We start from the raw sequence: 18,626 nt of genomic DNA, 5'->3' as shown, positions 1-18,626 counted from the left end.
GTTGCCGAGGTACCCTCGGCTCGTGCGGAGGTCATGGCGACGGTGGCGTCTCTTACTATAAACAGAAACAGCAGGCTCTCCCTGATTGGCGGGTGAGCCTGCTGTTGTCTTATGTTTGTGAGAGGGCTGCTGTTGGTGCCCTCGATTCTTGCCTATGGTCTTGCCGTATGTGGTCAGCGCACCACCACCTTGGCACCCTTGACTATGTAGATGCCCGCAGGCACGCTTACGCGCTTGGTGTCACCAGCCTCGGTACTTACGCGATGCACCAGACGGCCGTCGATACCGTAGATGGCCACGGTCTCGGCCTTGTCGGCACGGATGATAATCTCGCCTTCGCCGCCAGTGATTGCCTTGCCGCCGGTGGTCTCAACATGGTCGATGCCTACGGGCTTGCCTGCCACATAGACAATCTGGAGATTGGCTGGCAGTCTGTACCCCCGACTCTCGTCCTCTACAAGCACCAAATTATAGAAGTAGTTCTCCATGTTTACGTACATTAATGGGCTGAGGTTGTTGTCGATATATGACATCTCGATGCCGCCCATCATGAAGTTAAACCCTACCTCTGCTGGGCTCCATGTCTCTTCTACATAGAGTTCGCTACCATCGTTGGGCACATCAATTTGCTTGTAGCCACCTTTCCAATACTTTTTGCTGCCGTCGCTTGCATCCTCGCAATAGATGAAGTATTGCACCTTACCGGCACCACCTATATTTTTGAATTTATACCTGAATAGGGCGTAGTCATCATTTATCTTGGGGGCTTTGACCCTATTGCCGAAACGGAAAGCGTTCTCGGTCTCGTAGTCGCCCGGTGTGACGTTGGTCTCCACGTTCGTAAGTACCAGGACAGGCTTTGTGGTCATTTCGGCAGTGAATTTCTGGGGCACCGATATATCCTCGCCCGCATCGTCCTTGACCCTGAGGTAGAAGTCGCCTTCTGGTACTTCTACAAGTATAGTGATTTGGCGTGTAATCGTCGAGTGGGCAGGCACACTGATGTAGCAGTCGCCTCCGGGGGTGTTATTGTAATCCTGGTCGTTTCTGCCGGAATGTAGCGTTATAAGTCCGATGTAGTCTTCGTTGCCATTGTTGGTCACCTCCACGTTGAAGGTGGCCTTTTCCAGACCGACTATTTTACCTGCGGGTGTTATGGTGGCGCTGAGCAAGGAGTTGGCCTTGGCCAGCTTATCGGTTGTAGCAATTAGGGTAATGGGCTTCATGCCGTTGATATATAAACACTTGTGCCATGTGGTCTCGCCCTTTTTGCAATAGACGCCGTAGATGGTGTAGGTGCCGTTCTTGGGAGCGAAGTTGAAGTTGGTCTCAACAAATTCACCGCTTAAATTGCTCAGGTTCCTGGGATTGCTGATCAGGGTATATCCGCCCTTGCCATCGCTGATGGCGTAGGCAAACTTGCCGTTAAATGGATTTGCACTGGTGGGGAACAGAGCGTCGCCGAAAGACAGGCTGAATGCCTCTGACTCATTGGCACGGGTGTCCTTGGTGATGTTGAAGTACGTGTTTAGATCATCGCTTGTATATTTGTATACCTCCAACGCGGGTGTAAATACCAATGGCTCGTCTACAATGCCATTGTCGGGCTGGATGCCGATAATCATATCGCAGTTGCGGTTGTATCCATCGGGGGCATTGCCCGAGCCGGCGCCGCCCTTTTTGGGATTGAGGATGGTAATGTCGAAGTATCCGTTCTGATATCCGCCCCAGCCCCAGTTGATGTGGTAAAGTCCAGAACCGTTGCTTCCGTCGCATACAAACTGATGGCCGCTGGTGGAAGAGAAACCTCCATAGAGTATAGGACGTCCGGCGCTGAGCTCGCGGTCTATGAGGTCGGCCCATTCGGCTATGCTGTAGTTGGAACGGAAAACATCGGCAAGCAGGTCGGCGTCGTAACCGAAGTATTTGGACAAATGGTAGTAGTTCACTACGGCTCCCGACGTGCTGCCGTAGTCCATCTCTACCGCTGCGCCGCAATGCAGCATCAGCTTGGCTACTGCCTCTGCTTGTTCAATCTTATAGTTGCCTTCTACATATCGTGGCAACATGTTGTCCCAGTCATAAGTCGCGCCTTGGGAGATACCTGGCATGTTGATTTTGTTGGTTCTGGTGGTGTAGGCGGGAATGTCGGCCATGAGTTTCTTGGGATATTTCCAGAACGCCATAATCTGCGCCATGGCAGTGGCTACACATCCTGTCACCGAACGGTCGTTGCCGTTGTATTTGGGACACATCATGTTGTATGGATAGCCCTGGTTCCACTGTATCTGGCCCAACAGAGGTGCTACCTTTGCTGACGCGCGCTTGGGCGAGGCGGTCATGGCGCGGTGCTCGTTGAGCAAACTCAGTGCGGCGGGGTCTCCAGCCTTGACGGCTTCGGCCATAGCTTTGTAACTATCGAGAAACATGGCCATACCCTCGGTCATCTGGTTTTCGTCGTAGGTTCCGCTGTCGGCATAGCCCACGATTTCGGGCATACGGTCATCGCCCGACACGATGGTGAAACCCTTGTCGGCGCCGTTGGGAAATACGTAGTAGTCGACTACCTGCTTGAGGTGGCTGTCAACGCCATTGATGGCTCTGGCCTTGGCTCGTGCCTTGCTGTCTATCACTATGCCGAGTCGGGAAGCCTGGTTCTCGGCAATCTTTTGCGCCTGTACGAATGAGCGTGGACCGGCTATAGCCGCCAGCTTCACAAAGAGCACAAGCATCAGAATGAGTAAAGATTTCTTTTGCATAATGAGTTAGTTTGGTTATAGTCAACTGCAAATATACGATTATTTATATACTTTCTATACCAAATCAGTAAAAAATTTTGAATAATAGCTGCTTTTTTGTATTTGATGATATTTATAATGCCTGTTCCGAAGAAAAAACGCGTGGATAATGTCCTTTCTTCTGAACAGGCATTGTGTATGCTTATGGGGTGTCAATGTGACATCAATACCACTGCACGGCGTTGGAATAACCACTGCGCTTGTCGTATTTGAGCGCGTCGGTAAGCGTGGCGGCATTGCAACGGAACGAGAAGTTATAGCTGGTGTATGGCGCGAGCACCACCTGACAGCTCATGTTGAAGCAGTGCAAATCGCGCTGCAACGAGGCGGTGGTCATGCTTATCTTGTGGTTCTCAAAGTCGTAACCCGACGAGAAACTGATATTCCACCCGTCGCTGATGCGAAGGTTGCCGCTCATGTTGACGGTCTGCGTGAACTTGTAGGGATAGCGCATCTTGTTGTAGTTGAACTTCTTGATGTCGCGGTTCTCGCTCATGGTGACACCATAGCCCACGGTGAGCGACCAGGGCATGGAGAAGAGCATGTAGCCATCGTCGTCGGTGGCAGCCTTTCCGGTGTCCTTGCGCTTCTTGGCTCCGCGCTGTCCTTCTATCATGTCGTCGTCGACATTGCTTTCGATGCCGGTGTCGATGCCTTCCTTCTCTTCTTTGCTGTCTTCTTCGTCGTCACCGCCGTTGAAGAGTTTGCGCAGTTTCTCTGGTGTGAGCGTGAATGAGAAGTTCTGCGACATACCCTGGAAGCGTCCGAAGCGTCCGTAGCCCCACTCTGTGTGGTTGCCCACGTAAGGCCGGCCGTTCTTGTCGAGCTCGTAGGCGTAGGTGGCGAAGACTGCGTGCATGTTGAAGGTATAGTTCTTCCACCATTTCAGACGGATATCCATGCCCAGGTCACTCCAGGGTTTCTCCTTGGCTGCCATGTTGTAAGACATCTGCAGGGCAAAGTTGTCGATGATACTCACCTTCTTGAAGCCGGTACTGTCCTTGTCGCTCTTCATCTTCATCTCGACGTTGTTGGCAAGGCTGAACGACAGGTTGCCGGTCTTTCCGCGTGTGGGGTATCCGAAGGCCGAGCCCTCGTAAGGAGAATACTCGACAAGGTCTACGCTACCGTCGGCATTGGTGCGCTGGTAGGTCTGGTAATAGCCGTAGCGCGCCGCACCGAAGTCTGGGGCGTAGCTGAAGCTGACCTGTGGGGTGAGGACGTGGCGGATGGCCTGTACCTTGTCACCGAAAATCTTGCGGCTGGGCACATAGAAACCATACAACTTGGTGCTGGCGCTCATGGCGAAGTTCCAGTTGTAGACGTTGTGCAGTCCGTTGATGGTATCGTTGACCACGGTGCCGGTGGCCTCGTCCCACGACTTGTTGACCTTACGCAGGTAGGTACGGTCGGTGAAGTTGAACGCCGGGGTGACGTTTATATAATTAAATAAGGTGAAGGTACCCTGGATAGGGATATTGTGCTGCATACCGTTGCGCCAGTCCTTGGCCAGATTGGACGACATGAGTTTGTCTTCCTTGGTGTCGATGGAGTTGGTGATATGTCCGGTATAGCTCATCGAAATCTTCTCGTACCAGCGCTGCTTTCCGGCTGCGTTCTTGCGACGGAAGGGATAGAAGCGGCTGATGGAGATGTTCATGTCGGGCAGCGTCAGTGCGATGGTGGTATCGCGCATGTTCTGGTTGAGGTTCACTGTCGAGCTCAGCGTCATGCCTATGCTCGAGAAAGTGGTGCTCCAGTTGACCGAAGATGTACGCGTGCTCTGCGTCATGGTCTGCGGATTGTACATACTGTACAGGTTGTTGCGCTCATAGCTGCTTGTGGCGAAGTTGACGCTTGCCGACAGCGTGTTGAACGGATTGGCCTTGGCATCCTGACGGTGACTCCACTGTATCTTGAAGCTGGTCTGTCGGGAGTAGTCGGGCATTCCCTTGTCGCCGGTACGTGTGTCCTGGAAGCTACCTAAGAAACTACCGTTGTATTTGTAACGCTTGCGGTAGTTGGAGGCTGCGCTGAGTCCCCATGAGCCCTTGGTATAAATCTCACCCAAGAGTTTGAGGTCCCACTTGTCGCTCATGGCGAAGTAGTAACCGGCATCGCGCAGATAGAAACCACGGTCTTGCTCGTCGCCATAGCTCGGCATGATGAAACCTGAAGAATAGCTCTTGCTGAAGGGGAAGAAACCATAGGGGATGGCCAGCGGCAGAGGCACATCGGCCACCACGAGATAGGCGGGACCGAACACCACATCCTTGCCGGGGCGCACCTTGGCTCGCGACAGCGCGATGTAGAAGTCGGGGTGCTCGGCGTCGCAGGTGGTGTAGCGTCCATGCTTGAGGAAGATTTCTCCCTTGTCGTTGCGCTTGGACAACTGGCTGCTGAGATAGCCTTCCTCCTGGTGGGTGGTCACATTATTGATAAAGCCCTTCTTGGTCTTGAAGTTGAAGGCCATGGTATCGCTCTGGTATTCGGTGTCGCCCATCTTGAATACCGGCTTGTTGCGTATGCCGCCCTTCTCGAGCGAATCGGGGGTACCCACGGCGTGTACCAGACTGCTGTCCATGCTCAAGGCGATGCGGTCGCTGGTCAGGTCCATGTTCTCGTACTTCACATTGGCCTCGCCGTAGATATAGGCACGCTTGGCTTTGGCGTCGTAGACCAGCGAGTCGTTGCCCTTGTAGCTTACCGGTGCGTCGATACCGTTCTTCTTGGCTCGGTTGATAGAGTCGAGGCGTATCGAGTCGTCGATGGCTTTGTTGTGGTGATATATGGCCAGTTGGAGCGAGTCCATCTTGGTGGTATCAATGGCGGGAAGGGTGGGGGTGATGTCTTTCTTAATGGAGTCTTTCAGGGCGATGGTGTCGTTTTTCACCTTCCTGTTTCGCTTCTGACCCGAGGGTGTGGTGGTCTTGGCCATCACAAAGATGATGGCAAACAGGAAGATTACTATAAGCGTTTTAGTCTTCATTAAGACTGCAAAGTTAAAGAATTAATGACTAATTACTATCTGTTTTCTCAATTTTAACGCTATTCGAAGAGATTTTTCCATTCGCGGAAGCGCAAAACGCCCTCTTCTCCGAACTTCTGGAGACTGCGAAGGGCCTCTTCGAAACTCTTTTCGTGGTTGAGATGGGTCTTGGAGTAGAACTTGTCGGCATAGCAGATGACCTTCTCCTCGATGGTTTCGGGCAGAAAGTCCTCTTCGGGCAACGGCAGCTTCTGGCTGATGATGTCGTGCTTGGTAAGTCCGGCTCCAGTGTGGCGCTCGCATACCCGGGCGTGTCGCGGATAACCTTCGGCGCGCATGAGTTCGGCTCCTATCCGTCCATGACAGATGTAGGGCTCGTCGCCCATGCAGTGTATCGACGGCGCATGGCAGCGGAAGATGCCGATGTCGTGGAGCATGGCAGCCTCGATGACAAACTGGCGTTCGATGTGCAGTTCGGGATGGGCATCACAAATGCGCACAGCACGCTGCATAACGAGCGTGCTGTGCGTAATGAGTATATTCCGGAGGTTGTTGTCCTCCGGATAGTATTTGTCTATTATCTGATTATGCATCTGCCTCGGGGCGCTGAATATAAGCTATCACGTCGCCCTTGCGAACCTTGGCGCCCTGCTTGGCGTTAATCTCTACGAGTTTGCCGCCAAGGTCTGCCTTGACCTCAACAAACTCGCCCCAAGGAGCCTGTATGTAGCAGAATGCGTCGCCTTCCTTGTATTCTTTGCCGATGAATGGCTCAACAGCAGGAGCAGCCTCGCCGTCGCCCTGGAATTCCCAGAACAGCTGTCCCTTGACCGGACATACGATTGCATCGGCCTTTGCGTGCTTGAAAGCAGCCAACTGCTCGGCGCTCAACTGGCTTCCCATCTTTGCATCTTTGGCTTTCTGCAGGTCGGCGAGGAAGTTCTTCTTGGCCTGGCCGCTCTTGAAGTTGCGATACTGCTCGGGGTGCATAGCCAACTCGAACAGCTCCTCATCGTCCTGACCATACTCCCAACCGTTCTCGTCCATCTCCTTGCGGAAGTCATCGAGGGCGTCGGTGAGCAGTGTGTGGGCGTCGACATCGGTAAACTCTCGGCCCTGCTTCTGAGCCAGCTCTACCAGCTCGGGAGCGATGGTGCCAGGAATCTTGCCACTCTTGCCGAGAATCATACCCCACATAGCCTCGTCCATCATCACAAAGCGGCCCTTGCCCTGCTCGATAGTCAGCAGGTTCATCAGCGCGATGTTCTTGACATACTGGCTGAAAGGAGTAACCAGTGGAGGATAGCCTACGCGAGGCCATACATATTCAACCTCATCGAAGAGCTTGATGAGCAGGTCGTCCATAGACAGCTCGTCCTCACCCTTCTTCTTGCGTACGTTGTTGATGGTGGTGCGCATACCGCCGAGGTCGGCCATCATAGAACCCATCATACCGCCGGGCAGACCGCAGCCGAGCAGGAGCGAAGACATAATCTTGTTACCGGGGTTGATGAAGTAGCCGAGCCACTCGTCGATAAACTCCTGGGTAAGAGCGCGAGCCTTCATGTAGGCACTCATGTTGATTTCGGGTACCTCGAAGCCCTCGTTCTTGAGCATGCTGATGACAGAGATTACGTCTGGATGCACCTTACCCCATGACAGCGGCTCGATGGCTACGTCGATGATGTCGGCACCGTTGTTGCAGACCTCAAGGATGCTGGCCATAGACAGGCCGGGACCAGAGTGGCCGTGATACTGGATGATGATTTCGGGATGCTTGTCCTTAATCATCTTGGTGAGCTTGCCCAGGAATGCGGGCTGACCGATACCGGCCATGTCCTTCAAACAGATTTCCTCGGCACCAGCCTCTATCAACTCATCGGCGATATTGTTGTAATATTCAAGAGTATGTACGGGAGATGTAGTTATACACAGAGCGCACTGGGGAATCATGCCGCCCTCCTTGGCCCACTTGATAGAGGGCTTGATATTGCGAACGTCGTTCAGACCGTCAAAGATACGGGTGATGTTGGTACCCTGCTTGGCCTTAACCTTGTACATCAGAGCGCGTACATCGTCGGGCACGGGATACATGCGCAGCGCGTTGAGACCGCGGTCAAGCATGTGGGTCTGGATGCCCACCTCATTGAAAGGTTTGCAGAATGCGCGCACGGCGTCGTTAGGATTCTCGCCGGCCAGAAGGTTCACTTGCTCAAAGGCACCACCGTTGGTCTCCACGCGACTGAAGCAACCCATCTCAATGATTACCGGAGCGATGCGCTCCAACTGATCCTTGCGTGGCTGGAACTTACCAGAGCTCTGCCACATATCTCTATACACGAGACTGAACTGAATTTTCTTCTTCATATTATCGATAATATTTTTAATATCACTATATTTCAAGGTGCAAAATTATACAAAAAAAACCAATTAGCTCATGATTGCTGCTTTTTTTTGTTCTTTGGTGGAATTTAATTGTCCCATTTCGCTTCCATTGTTGACTTCCAGCCCGCTCATTTGGCTTTCTTTTCTCCTTGTTTTTGTTATCGTCAGCGCCCCCATTGTGCCGCGTTGCAGGCGGGTTATCCCCCTTCTTGCCCTCGCTGTCGCCCTCTGCCGTGGCTTTATTTATAAAAAAATAGTCGCTTCCTCCCTGTTTCTCATAATTTATGAGTAACTTTGCGGCGACTTTTGCCGTGGGCATCCCTTTATCCATGAGAGTGCCGCAGATGAGGAACGCCTCGTCTTCCCTTGTCAGGGTGGCGGCAGAGTCTTACATAACTGACAGACAAACCAAGAATGAAGAAAACAATTTATACCAAGTTTGACAAAACTCTGATTACGGCTCTTCCCGTGGTCGAGTTTCCAGGGCGCATTATCACCATCCTCACAGCGGGTGAGGCCGAGCGCGCCGTCGATTATCTGTTGACGCAGCCCATATTGGGCATTGACACCGAGACACGCCCCGCCTTCCGCAAGGGAAAGACCTACAAGGTGGCGCTGCTTCAGGTTTCGACTCACGATACCTGTTTTCTGTTTCGCCTCAACCGCATCGGCGTGACGCCAGCTATCATTCGTCTGTTGGAGAATACCATGGTGCCCATGGTGGGACTGTCGCTGAGCAACGACTTGCTGTCTCTGCACCACCGCGCCGACTTCAAGCCAGGTATGTTTGTCGATTTGCAGAACGAGGTAGGTCGCCTGGGCATCCAGGACCAGTCGCTGCAGAAGCTCTATGCCAACCTCTTCCACGAGAAGATTAGCAAGCGCCAGCGGCTCACCAACTGGGAGGCCGACGCGCTTACCAACCGCCAGTGTCTCTATGCCGCCACCGACGCCTGGACCTGCATCCGCCTCTACGAGGAAATCTGCCGTCTCGCCGAGACCGGCGACTATGAGCTGGTGACCGTCGAAGAGCCCGCTCCGAAACAAGAACGCAAACCCATAAATACAGAAGCATAATGCCACAATATCCATCCGTCATACTCAAGCGAGGCAAGGAAGAAAGCCTGCGCCGTTTCCATCCCTGGATATTCTCGGGCGCTATCATGCGCATGGACGAGGGGATAGGCGAGGGCGACATCGTCAACGTTTTTTCCTCATCGGGCGATTTCCTCGCCTGTGGCCACTATCAGATAGGTTCCATCGCCGTCAGAGTGTTGTCCTTCCGTCAGGTCGAGATTGACGCCGAGTTCTGGGAGAGCCGCTTGGCTTCGGCGCTGCAGATGCGTATAGCCATAGGCATAGCCGACAACGAGCGCAACAATACCTACCGACTCGTACACGGTGAGGGCGACAATCTGCCTGGTCTTGTCATCGACTGTTATGGTGCCACTGCCGTGATGCAGGCCCACAGTGTGGGTATGCACGTGAGCCGCCAGGCTGTGTGCGACGCCTTGGTCCGCGTGATGGGCCACCGCATCGAGAATGTCTATTACAAGAGCGAGACCACGCTGCCCTTCAAGGCCGACCTGCGTCAGGAGAACGGATTTATATATGGTGGCAGCGACGACAATACCGCTGTCGAGAACGGCCTTCGCTTCCATGTCGATTGGCTCAAGGGCCAGAAGACCGGTTTCTTTGTCGACCAGCGCGAAAACCGTTCACTTCTCGAGCAGTATGCCCGTGGCCGCACGGTTCTCAATATGTTCTGCTACACTGGAGGCTTCTCTGTCTATGCCATGCGAGGCGGTGCGCAAGCCGTCCACTCGGTCGACAGCAGCGCCAAGGCCATCGAGCTTACCAACCGCAATGTCGCCCTCAACTTCCCTGGTGACGCCCGTCACGAGGCATTCTGCGATGACGCCTTCAAGTATCTCGATGCCAACGACAAGAAGTACGACCTCATCATTCTTGATCCTCCTGCCTTTGCCAAACATCGTGCTGCGCTCCATAATGCATTGAAAGGCTACACCCGACTTAACGTTAAGGGCTTCGAACGCATCAAGCCAGGTGGCATCCTGTTCACCTTCAGCTGTTCGCAGGTCGTTACCAAAGATAATTTCCGCAACGCTGTCTTCACGGCAGCCGCCCAAGCCGGCCGCAAGGTGCGCATCCTGCATCAGTTGCACCAGCCTGCCGACCATCCCATCAATATCTATCACCCCGAGGGTGAATACCTGAAGGGACTGGTACTCTATGTTGAATAAAGAAGTAAGCCAATTCATCGCCGCCCATGACCTCCTGTCTCCGGGCGACACACATCTGATAGCCCTCTCGGGTGGCGCCGACAGCGTTTGTCTGCTGCTGGTGCTCCGACGGCTGGGTTATCAGGTTGAGGCGGCTCACTGCAACTTCCACCTCCGTGGCGACGAGTCCAATCGCGATGAGCAGTTCTGCATCGACCTCTGTCGCCGTCACGCCATCCCTCTTCATCTTGCCCACTTTGACACCCGTGCCTATGCCGACCTCCATAAGGTGAGCATAGAGATGGCTGCACGCGATTTGCGTTATGGTTATTTCGAGCAGTTGCGCCTCTCCATCGGTGCCGCCACCGTGTGTGTGGCCCATCATCGCGAAGACAGCGTCGAGACCGTGCTCCTCAATCTCATCCGGGGTACCGGCATCGACGGACTCACCGGCATCGCTCCCCGCAATGGTCATGTGGTGCGTCCGCTGCTTTCCGTGAGCCGCCGCGACATCGAAGAGTGGCTCAGCGAGCAGGGTGAGGGATATGTCACCGACAGCACCAATCTCGTCAACGACGTCAAGCGCAACAAGGTGAGACTCGATGTCATCCCCCTGTTGCAGACCATCAACCCCTCGGTTGTCGACAGCATCTACCAGACCTCGCTCCGCCTCACCGAGGCTGTCCGCATGGCCAATTCCCCTGTCATCCACGACCGTTATCAGGGCGACACTCTGTCCTTTGCCATGTTGCGCAGCGAGGCGTCTGCCGAGTATGTGCTCTGGCATCGCCTGGCACCGCTCGGCTTTACCCCCGTGCAGGTCGAGGATATGGCGGCAGCCATCGACGGCCGTCCCGGCATGGAGTGGCAGTCGTCTACACACATTGTGGTGACCTCTCGCGACGCCCTGGTCATCGCCCCGCTTGAACCCCAGGCTCCCCAGCCCGTGGTAATGCCCGAGGCAGGTACATACCTCATCTCTTCGGGCGAGCGGCTGAAGGTGGAGCTGGCGCCCTATACCCCCGATATGCCCATTTCCCGTGACCCGCTGAGCGTGATGCTCGACGCCACAGCCGTCGAATTGCCCCTCACCTTGCGCCGAGTGCATCAGGGCGACCGCTTCACGCCCCTTGGCATGCGCGGGAGCAAGCTCGTAAGCGACTACCTCACCGACCGCAAGCGCAATCTCATCGAGAAGCGGCGCCAGCTGGTCGTTACCGATGCCCGCGACCGTGTGGTGTGGCTTGTGGGCGAACGCCCCGACCACCGTTGCCGCATCACCGCCGACACACGACGATATATACAGCTCACATACATACGCCCATGACACCCCTTGTCCTAACTGTCATCATCCCCGTCTACAAGACCGCTGCCACCCTTGACCGCTGTGTCGAGAGCGTGTTCAGCCAGGCTGACGGTTGCGAACTCATCCTCGTCGACGATGGTTCGCCCGACGCCTGTGGTGATCTGTGCGACCGGTGGGCAGAGCGTAGCGACCGCATCAGCGTCGTCCACCAACCCAATCGCGGTCTCAGTGCCGCCCGCAACTCCGGCATCGCCCGCAGCCATGCGCCCTACGTCACCTTTGTCGACAGCGACGATGTGCTCCAGCCCCATACGCTGCCCCCGCTGCTTGCCCTGCTCGCCGCCCATCCCGACTACGACCTCGTCGAATATCCCGTAGAGATACACTATGGCTCGCCGCGCTGCCACCAGCTTGCGTTGGCCGATGCCGTCTATACCGACTGGCGCCGTTACTGGCTTGACGCCCGTGCCTATACCCATACATACGCCTGGAACAAGGTGTTCCGCCGCAGCCTCTTCGACCATTGCCTCTTCCCCGAAGGACTTACGTTTGAAGACGCCTGGCTTCTGCCGCGCCTGCTGCCCCATTGCCGCGCGATAGCCACCGTCACCACGGGCCTCTATCGTTACTACGACAATCCGCAGGGCATCACCCGCACCGCCACCGGTGCCGACCTCTCCCTGCTGCTTGCTGCCCATTGCTATGTGCTGCCCCTGGTGAGCAACGCCGACTATTATGCCCATGTGGTCAATGTCGCCCTCGATGTTTACCACGCCACCGGCCGTGTGCCTTCGCTGCCCCGGCTGCCTTACTGGCATACTCCCAAGTTATTGATTAACCGATTATTAGGATTCAGATTCTTATGCCGACTACACCAACTGCTCCGGCCACGCCACTGATGACCTTTGTCATCACCTGCTACGACCTGCCCGCCGATATGTTGCGCGAGTGCGTCACCGCCATCTTCTCCTTGGCTTTCCAGCCTGGCGAGCGCGAAGTCATCGTCATCGACGACGGCTCCAAGCTGCCCGCCATCACCGATATCGATGACGTAAAAGACCAGATTATCTATCTGCGCCAGCCCAACAGCGGCCTTGCCTGCGCCCGCAATATGGGTATCAGAGTGGCTACCGGCCGCTACATCCAGTTTGTCGATGGCGACGACTATCTTCTGCGTATTCCCTACGAGCATTGCCTCGACCTCGTGCGTTATCATAACCCCGACATGGTCTTGTTCGACTTCTCCACCCGCTCCTCGGTAGCTACACCTTATTCTTATGAAGGTCCCATGTCGGGCAGCGAGTATATGCAGGGTCACAACCTCCACGGCACAGCCTGTGGCTATATCTTCAGCCGCGAGCTGTTGGGCTCTCTGCGCTTCACAGCCGGCATCCTGCACGAAGACGAGGAATTTACGCCCCAGCTCATCCTCCGTGCCGAGCGCCTGTTTTATACCGACGCCAAGGCATACTACTACCGTCAGCGCCGAGGTTCCATCATGCACGCCGATGCCGCCAACCACATCGACAAGCGGCTCTCCGACTCGCTGGCTGTCATCCTGCGCCTGCAGCAGATGGCTGCCACCATGCCCGAGACCGACCGCCAGGCTCTCGCCCGTCGCGTCGCCCAGCTCACGATGGACTACCTCTACAATACCATCCAGCTTACCCACAGCCGCCAGCGCCTCGACGACGCCATTGCCACGCTCGAGCAGCAGGGACTCTATCCGCTGCCCGACAAGCGTTACACCCGCAAGTATTGGATGTTCCGCCGGCTCGTCCAGTCCAAGATGGGACGCAGCCTGCTGTTACATATAGTAAGATAACGATTATGCGCATACTCCTCATCGGCGAATACAGCAATGTACACTGGACCCTGGCTTGCGGCCTGCGCCAGTTGGGCCATCAGGTCACCGTCTTGTCCAACGGCGACTTCTGGAAAGACTATCCCCGCGACCTCTCCCTCGTGCGTCGTCCGGGCTGGTGGGGAGGCCTCTGTTACCTTATGCGACTCTGCACCTTGTTGCCACGGCTGCGGGGCTATGATGTGGTGCAGCTTATCAACCCCATGTTCCTTGAGCTCAAGGCCGAGCGCATCCAGCCCGTCTATCGCTATCTGCGCCGCCATAACCGTAGGGTGGTCCTCGGTGCCTTTGGCATGGATTACTATTGGGTCCACGAGTGCATTACCCGCAAGCCGCTGCGTTATAGTGACTTCAACTTCGGCGACCAGGTGCGTACAGACCCCGAGGCACAGGTGCATATCGACGACTGGATAGACACCGCCAAGGGACGGCTCAACCAGATGATAGCCGCAGACTGCGACGGCATCGTCGCCGGTCTCTACGAAGACTGGGTATGCTATCATCCCCACTTCCCCCATAAACTCTCCTTCATCCCTTACCCCATACGCTGCGACGCTCAGCCCGCTCTGCAACCCCACGACAGGCTCAAGGTCTTTATCGGCATCAACCGCAGTCGCTCGGTCTATAAGGGCACCGACATCATGCTGCGTGCTGCGCAGGACGTGGCTGCCCGTCACCCCGAGGAGATGACGCTGACCGTGGCCGAGAGCCTGCCTTTCGACGAGTATGTGCGCCTTCTGCACGACCAGGATGTGCTGCTCGACCAGCTCTACAGCTACACGCCGTCGATGAATCCCCTTGAGGCGATGGCCCACGGCGTGGTGTGCGTGGGCGGAGGCGAACCCGAACACTACGAGATACTGGGCGAGACCCAGCTGCGACCCATCGTCAATGTCCAGCCCACTTACGAGAGTGTGGTCGAACAGCTCGAATATCTCGTCACCCATCCCCACGAGGTTGTCCGGCTCAGAGAGCAGAGCGTAGACTATATCCACCGCCACCATGATTATATTAAGGTGGCGCGCCAGTACGAAGACTTCTATCAGAGTTTGCTATAGCGAATGAAAAAAGTAGGCCGAAATCTTGACAGTCCAATCTTTTATTCGTAACTTTGCACTCCGTAACAGACAGGGGTACTTGCTCAACCCCCTTTATCAAAACAAGAATATGAATAATAAAAGACAGAGTGTGAGTATGCTCTTTATGCTTTTCGGCATACTCTTCTGCGTTTGCCTGATTGCGTCAAACGTGTTTGCGACAAAGCAGATAGCGATGGGAGAGTTCAGCGTTACCGGTGGACTGCTTGTGTTCCCAATCAGTTATATCATCAACGACTGCGTATGCGAGGTGTGGGGCTACCGCAAGGTTCGCCTCCTCATCTGGATAGGCTTCGCCATGAACTTCTTCTTCACCCTGGTGGGTGCCCTGTGCGACTGGATACCCGGCGCACCCTACTGGACCAATGACCAGGGTTTCCATGCCATCTTCGGCTTGGCTCCGCGCGTGGCAGCGGCCTCGTTTGCCGCCTTCATCGTGGGCTCTTTTGCCAACGCCTATGTGATGAGCCGCATGAAGATCAGTTCCAACGGCCATAGGTTCTCGCTGCGCGCCATCCTGAGTACGGTGGCTGGCGAGAGTGCCGACTCCCTCATCTTTTTCCCGCTGGCGTTCTGGGGTGTGATACCCTTGAGCGAGATACCCGTGCTGATGTTTATGCAGGTGGTGCTCAAGACTGCCTACGAGATTGTGGTGCTGCCTCTTACCATCCGTGTGGTGCGCTGGGTCAAGGCCTATGAGGGCGAGGATGTCTATGACGAGGGTGTAGACTATAACGTATTAAAAATTTTCAATTTCTAATGGACAGAACTAAAGACGGACTGAAACAGCTGGGTTCGGCTACCAAGTATGCCGACGATTATGCCCCAGAGGTGTTGGAGACCTTTGTCAACAAGCATCCGGGCAATGATTATTGGGTAAGGTTCAACTGCCCCGAGTTCACATCACTCTGCCCCATTACAGGGCAGCCCGACTTTGCAGAGATACGCATCTCATATATCCCGGATATCAAGATGGTAGAGAGCAAGAGCCTTAAGCTCTATCTCTTCAGCTTCCGCAATCACGGCGACTTCCATGAGGACTGTGTCAATGTCATCATGAAAGACCTCATCCGCCTGATGGAGCCCAAGTATATCGAGGTGACAGGTCTCTTCACTCCCCGTGGCGGCATAAGCATCTATCCCTATGCCAACTATGGCAAGCCCGGCACCAAGTATGAGCAGCTGGCCGAGCAGCGCTTCATCCATCACGACATGGGTGATAAATAACAGCGCGCCAGCCACACTATCCCAATCGCCGCAAGCATTCTTCATATTGCTTGCGGCGATTGTCATTTGTGGCTGGAGCGTCTCTGCCTCTTCTCGCTACCCGCGCTGGCGGCGTGGCAGTGGCATCGGCTGGCTCGTATCTTATGTTACGTGGGCTCGTGATTTACGGCACGTGCTTACGTATCGTAAGTCACGAGCCCACGTACCTTCCGTTACGAGCCGGCAACCGCGCCCTCTACGCCGCAGTCTGCGTGCTCCTTATGCGTCGTGACGGTCTCTGCCGCGCCATAAACAATCAGAGCACCACCCGGTGGGTAGTGCTCTGATTGCGATGAGGCTGCGGGGGTAGGGGAGATGGCCTCCCTGTGCCCAGTCTATTGTGCTGTGGTCGCCTCCTTCAGCGCCTTCTTGGCCTGCATGCTGGCTATCGCCTTGGCCTTCTTGTTGATGTCCTCAATGTTGTTCTTGCGATAGTAGCTGCGCGTCACTCCGCCGCTGGTCAGCACCAGCGAGTCGCCCTTGAAGTAGTCTATGGTGCAGGTGTCATTGACCAGGTCTGTCACCTCCAGTTTGTTGTCCTTGCCCATCTTCGGCGTGCCGGCGGTGATGACCAGATAGCCGTTCCAGATGTGCCATGCGGTGAAGTAACCCAATGGCGGATAGACCACGGGGCTCTCCTCTTCGAGCGAAGTCTGTTCGCGCACATATCCCACGCTCATGCACGACCACTGGCGCTTCATCCAGAACCCGTATTCACGTGGTATAAGGTAAGTCTTCTTGATGGAATCGGGCATATCTCTCATGATACGCTTCTGCAGGCGAGGGCTCATCTGCTCATAGTCCTTCAGCTTGGGCATGACGATATAGCACCATATTCCCTTGAGCTGGTCCAGGTCTATCACCATGTCTGCCACGGTAGAGTCTTCCTTGTTGGTCACCACGCCTATCCAGTCGCCCACTTTGAGCTGTCCCATAATCTTGCCGCGGCGTGTGGCCTCTATCACGTTGAAACGTATGGGGTCGCTGCCGTCGTTGGGCAGAAGCAGCACCACCGAGTCGGTGCATCCGTCGCACGCCAGACCATATACGGTCTTGTCGCCGCTGAGTTTGAGCTCGTCGGTAGAGGCGCCCAACTTGGCTCCCTTGGTGCCGTTGTCACTGTTGCCCGAGCAGGCCATGATGGCCATCGTTGCCAGGGCTATGCCGATTATCGCAATTCTACTTTTCATCATTCTTGCCGTTGTCTATTGTCTATGCAAAGGTAGTGATTATGCGCGTATGCACCAAGTGATTTGCTGAAAAAAAGACTGGCAGCCACCGTCATTGCCACCCCTCTTGCTGTAACAGCGGTTGCCGTCATTCCAATTATTTTCACCCGCGTTGTAATATTTCTCTCCGTTTAAGCCTGTTTCTACTGAAAAAGTTTTACTTTTGTAGAACCGTAACTATCAACCATAATTTTTGCCGCTATGACCCACGATATATTCATCAGCTATTCGTCGGCTCAGTCTGACGCAGCCCAAGCCGTCTGCCTTCTGCTCGAACAACATGACATCAAGTGCTGGATGGCGCCCCGCAATCTCACTGGTGGCGCGAGCAGGATCAACGGCAGTTTGATGACATCAAGGACAGACTCACCTTTGCCCATCTGCCCAGCATAGATAAAGTCTGCCGGAGCCTGGTCTCTCCCGATGAGGTGAGAGAGGTCGAAGGAGTAGAGTATTCGTGGCTGCAGCCGTCGGCTGTCCAGCGTTATCTCCAGTATTACTGCCCGCTGGTGTGGGTGGATGTATTCTCTGGTGCATCCCCGGCATTTGGGCGCCTCTACAGTCTGGCCCGCCAGCACCAGCAAGAGTCCCTTGCGTCGGGCCAGGTTGATGAAGATGAAGTGAAAAACCTCGTCAATGCCTATGCCAACCTGTGTATGTCGTACAACAAGTATGTGGCAAGTCTTGCAGATAGCGAGCTCAGTCCTATGGATGCCAGCAAAGCAATACAGGCGCTGTGTCCTGGCAGCCCGTTGGCTGGCGCTGCCGGTGAGGCCACGAGTGCCATGAGTCCGCTTGGTGCCATTGCCGCCATACGCCGCGAGACCTGCAAGGCAATGCTCACCCTGCTGCCCTATACAGACCAAGGCTTTAGCCTAACCCTATCTGACGAAGACTTCCTGACATGCTGCGAGTCGCAGACCGACGATGCTTACCTGCAGCTGTTCTTCATCAGCGTTGTGGAAATCCATATAGAGCTCGAGGCGATAATGATAGACATCAATAAAGCCGTTTCCTATGTGGAGAATATGGCCAATATGCGTCTCTGCGACTGTGACCATGCGGGCGGTGACGGCAATTGACGCACTGGCGGCGTATGCTGTGAAAGGCTGGACAACAATGGCTTGGGCAGAGGCTGTCGGGGTGTGGACAATGGAAAATGAAAAAAAACTACGGTTTTCCTTTGTATTGTCTATGACTTGCATTAACTTTGCACAAGCAATTGGTTCATAGATTGATTAAAAAGGGAATCGGGTGAAACTCCCGAACAGTCCCGCTGCTGTGAACACCTGCGGCCTCGACAGGCGAGGCGGGCAAACCATCACGTCACTGACATTTTTTCGGGAAGACGGTTTGCCAGTGGTCATCACTGCGATGACAGAGGTGTGAGTCAGAATACCTGCCGTTGCTATATATATAATAAGGTGTATGGTCTGCGAGGACAGGCGA

Annotated in this window: 16 protein-coding genes and 1 riboswitch; of the genes, 10 read left to right on the top strand and 6 right to left on the bottom strand. The window is 54.9% G+C overall.

All coding sequences use genetic code 11. The features are described from left to right. Window positions 1-173 precede the first annotated feature (173 nt). From CIK94_RS09880 to CIK94_RS09860, 5 genes are all read right to left on the bottom strand, one after another. The gene (locus CIK94_RS09880; RefSeq protein WP_094422893.1) at window positions 174-2,759 is read right to left on the bottom strand and encodes a C10 family peptidase; all 2,586 of its coding nucleotides are present in this window, start codon (window positions 2,757-2,759) and stop codon (window positions 174-176) included. Between the two features lie 202 nt (window positions 2,760-2,961). Then, the gene (locus tag CIK94_RS09875; RefSeq protein ID WP_022311630.1) at window positions 2,962-5,787 is read right to left on the bottom strand and encodes a putative LPS assembly protein LptD; all 2,826 of its coding nucleotides are present in this window, start codon (window positions 5,785-5,787) and stop codon (window positions 2,962-2,964) included. 59 nt (window positions 5,788-5,846) lie between these two features. After that, on the bottom strand, window positions 5,847-6,380 hold the full coding sequence (locus CIK94_RS09870) for an HD domain-containing protein (RefSeq protein WP_094422891.1): 534 nt from the start codon (window positions 6,378-6,380) through the stop codon (window positions 5,847-5,849). Beyond that, complete coding sequence (locus CIK94_RS09865) at window positions 6,373-8,154, bottom strand: biotin/lipoyl-binding protein (protein WP_094385028.1); 1,782 nt, start codon at window positions 8,152-8,154, stop codon at window positions 6,373-6,375. The genes CIK94_RS09870 and CIK94_RS09865 overlap by 8 nt, the downstream gene beginning before the upstream one ends. Before the next feature lie 25 nt (window positions 8,155-8,179). Then, complete coding sequence (locus CIK94_RS09860) at window positions 8,180-8,503, bottom strand: hypothetical protein (RefSeq protein WP_094385030.1); 324 nt, start codon at window positions 8,501-8,503, stop codon at window positions 8,180-8,182. A gap of 83 nt (window positions 8,504-8,586) precedes the next feature. Between CIK94_RS09860 and CIK94_RS09855 the strand changes: the two genes are divergently transcribed. The 9 genes from CIK94_RS09855 (at window position 8,587) to CIK94_RS14090 (ending at window position 16,235) form a co-directional block, all read left to right on the top strand. Beyond that, window positions 8,587-9,249: a 3'-5' exonuclease gene (locus CIK94_RS09855; protein ID WP_094422888.1), complete on the top strand. Its 663-nt coding sequence runs from the start codon at window positions 8,587-8,589 to the stop codon at window positions 9,247-9,249. Continuing rightward, window positions 9,249-10,436 carry a class I SAM-dependent rRNA methyltransferase gene (locus CIK94_RS09850; protein ID WP_022311625.1) on the top strand — a complete coding sequence of 396 codons (1,188 nt, stop codon included), beginning with the start codon at window positions 9,249-9,251 and terminating at the stop codon, window positions 10,434-10,436. Before CIK94_RS09855 ends, CIK94_RS09850 begins: the two co-directional genes overlap by 1 nt. Continuing rightward, entirely contained in the window at window positions 10,426-11,742 is a 1,317-nt protein-coding gene (tilS, locus tag CIK94_RS09845; RefSeq protein ID WP_094422886.1) for a tRNA lysidine(34) synthetase TilS, read from the top strand. The genes CIK94_RS09850 and tilS overlap by 11 nt, the downstream gene beginning before the upstream one ends. Then, complete coding sequence (locus CIK94_RS09840) at window positions 11,739-12,620, top strand: glycosyltransferase family 2 protein (RefSeq protein WP_094422885.1); 882 nt, start codon at window positions 11,739-11,741, stop codon at window positions 12,618-12,620. Before tilS ends, CIK94_RS09840 begins: the two co-directional genes overlap by 4 nt. After that, window positions 12,584-13,546 (top strand): glycosyltransferase, encoded by a 963-nt coding sequence (locus CIK94_RS09835; protein WP_094385039.1) that lies wholly within the window; start codon window positions 12,584-12,586, stop codon window positions 13,544-13,546. Before CIK94_RS09840 ends, CIK94_RS09835 begins: the two co-directional genes overlap by 37 nt. A gap of 5 nt (window positions 13,547-13,551) precedes the next feature. Continuing rightward, entirely contained in the window at window positions 13,552-14,643 is a 1,092-nt protein-coding gene (locus CIK94_RS09830) for a glycosyltransferase (protein ID WP_094422883.1), read from the top strand. A gap of 109 nt (window positions 14,644-14,752) precedes the next feature. Next, entirely contained in the window at window positions 14,753-15,442 is a 690-nt protein-coding gene (locus CIK94_RS09825; RefSeq protein ID WP_094422975.1) for a queuosine precursor transporter, read from the top strand. Beyond that, a complete protein-coding gene (gene queF, locus CIK94_RS09820; protein WP_022311619.1) occupies window positions 15,442-15,909 on the top strand; it encodes a preQ(1) synthase in 468 nt (155 codons plus the stop codon). The genes CIK94_RS09825 and queF overlap by 1 nt, the downstream gene beginning before the upstream one ends. Window positions 15,910-15,977: 68 nt before the next feature. Further along, complete coding sequence (locus tag CIK94_RS14090) at window positions 15,978-16,235, top strand: hypothetical protein (protein ID WP_144007774.1); 258 nt, start codon at window positions 15,978-15,980, stop codon at window positions 16,233-16,235. 48 nt (window positions 16,236-16,283) lie between these two features. Here the strand turns inward: CIK94_RS14090 and CIK94_RS09815 are convergent, their stop codons facing one another. After that, window positions 16,284-17,141: a hypothetical protein gene (locus CIK94_RS09815; RefSeq protein ID WP_336385641.1), complete on the bottom strand. Its 858-nt coding sequence runs from the start codon at window positions 17,139-17,141 to the stop codon at window positions 16,284-16,286. 326 nt (window positions 17,142-17,467) lie between these two features. Here CIK94_RS09815 and CIK94_RS09810 point away from each other — a divergent pair, with 326 nt between their 5' ends. Continuing rightward, entirely contained in the window at window positions 17,468-18,259 is a 792-nt protein-coding gene (locus CIK94_RS09810) for a hypothetical protein (protein ID WP_094422881.1), read from the top strand. Window positions 18,260-18,383: 124 nt separating this feature from the next. Continuing rightward, a riboswitch (cobalamin riboswitch) is annotated at window positions 18,384-18,599 on the top strand. Window positions 18,600-18,626 lie beyond the last annotated feature (27 nt).

Origin of the sequence: Prevotella sp. P4-51, from assembly GCF_002251455.1 — a bacterium.
Lineage (GTDB): Bacteria > Bacteroidota > Bacteroidia > Bacteroidales > Bacteroidaceae > Prevotella.
Note: the sequence above shows the minus strand (reverse complement) of the source record. Positions and strands in the feature narration are given on the sequence as shown.

Coding starts and splice junctions, on each gene's coding strand:
- CIK94_RS09880 (WP_094422893.1), bottom strand. CDS start 2,759: ATGCAAAAGAAATCTTTACTCATTCTGATGCTTGTGCTCTTTGTGAAG.
- CIK94_RS09875 (WP_022311630.1), bottom strand. CDS start 5,787: ATGAAGACTAAAACGCTTATAGTAATCTTCCTGTTTGCCATCATCTTT.
- CIK94_RS09870 (WP_094422891.1), bottom strand. CDS start 6,380: ATGCATAATCAGATAATAGACAAATACTATCCGGAGGACAACAACCTC.
- CIK94_RS09865 (WP_094385028.1), bottom strand. CDS start 8,154: ATGAAGAAGAAAATTCAGTTCAGTCTCGTGTATAGAGATATGTGGCAG.
- CIK94_RS09860 (WP_094385030.1), bottom strand. CDS start 8,503: ATGGATAAAGGGATGCCCACGGCAAAAGTCGCCGCAAAGTTACTCATA.
- CIK94_RS09855 (WP_094422888.1), top strand. CDS start 8,587: ATGAAGAAAACAATTTATACCAAGTTTGACAAAACTCTGATTACGGCT.
- CIK94_RS09850 (WP_022311625.1), top strand. CDS start 9,249: ATGCCACAATATCCATCCGTCATACTCAAGCGAGGCAAGGAAGAAAGC.
- tilS (WP_094422886.1), top strand. CDS start 10,426: ATGTTGAATAAAGAAGTAAGCCAATTCATCGCCGCCCATGACCTCCTG.
- CIK94_RS09840 (WP_094422885.1), top strand. CDS start 11,739: ATGACACCCCTTGTCCTAACTGTCATCATCCCCGTCTACAAGACCGCT.
- CIK94_RS09835 (WP_094385039.1), top strand. CDS start 12,584: ATGCCGACTACACCAACTGCTCCGGCCACGCCACTGATGACCTTTGTC.
- CIK94_RS09830 (WP_094422883.1), top strand. CDS start 13,552: ATGCGCATACTCCTCATCGGCGAATACAGCAATGTACACTGGACCCTG.
- CIK94_RS09825 (WP_094422975.1), top strand. CDS start 14,753: ATGAATAATAAAAGACAGAGTGTGAGTATGCTCTTTATGCTTTTCGGC.
- queF (WP_022311619.1), top strand. CDS start 15,442: ATGGACAGAACTAAAGACGGACTGAAACAGCTGGGTTCGGCTACCAAG.
- CIK94_RS09815 (WP_336385641.1), bottom strand. CDS start 17,141: ATGATGAAAAGTAGAATTGCGATAATCGGCATAGCCCTGGCAACGATG.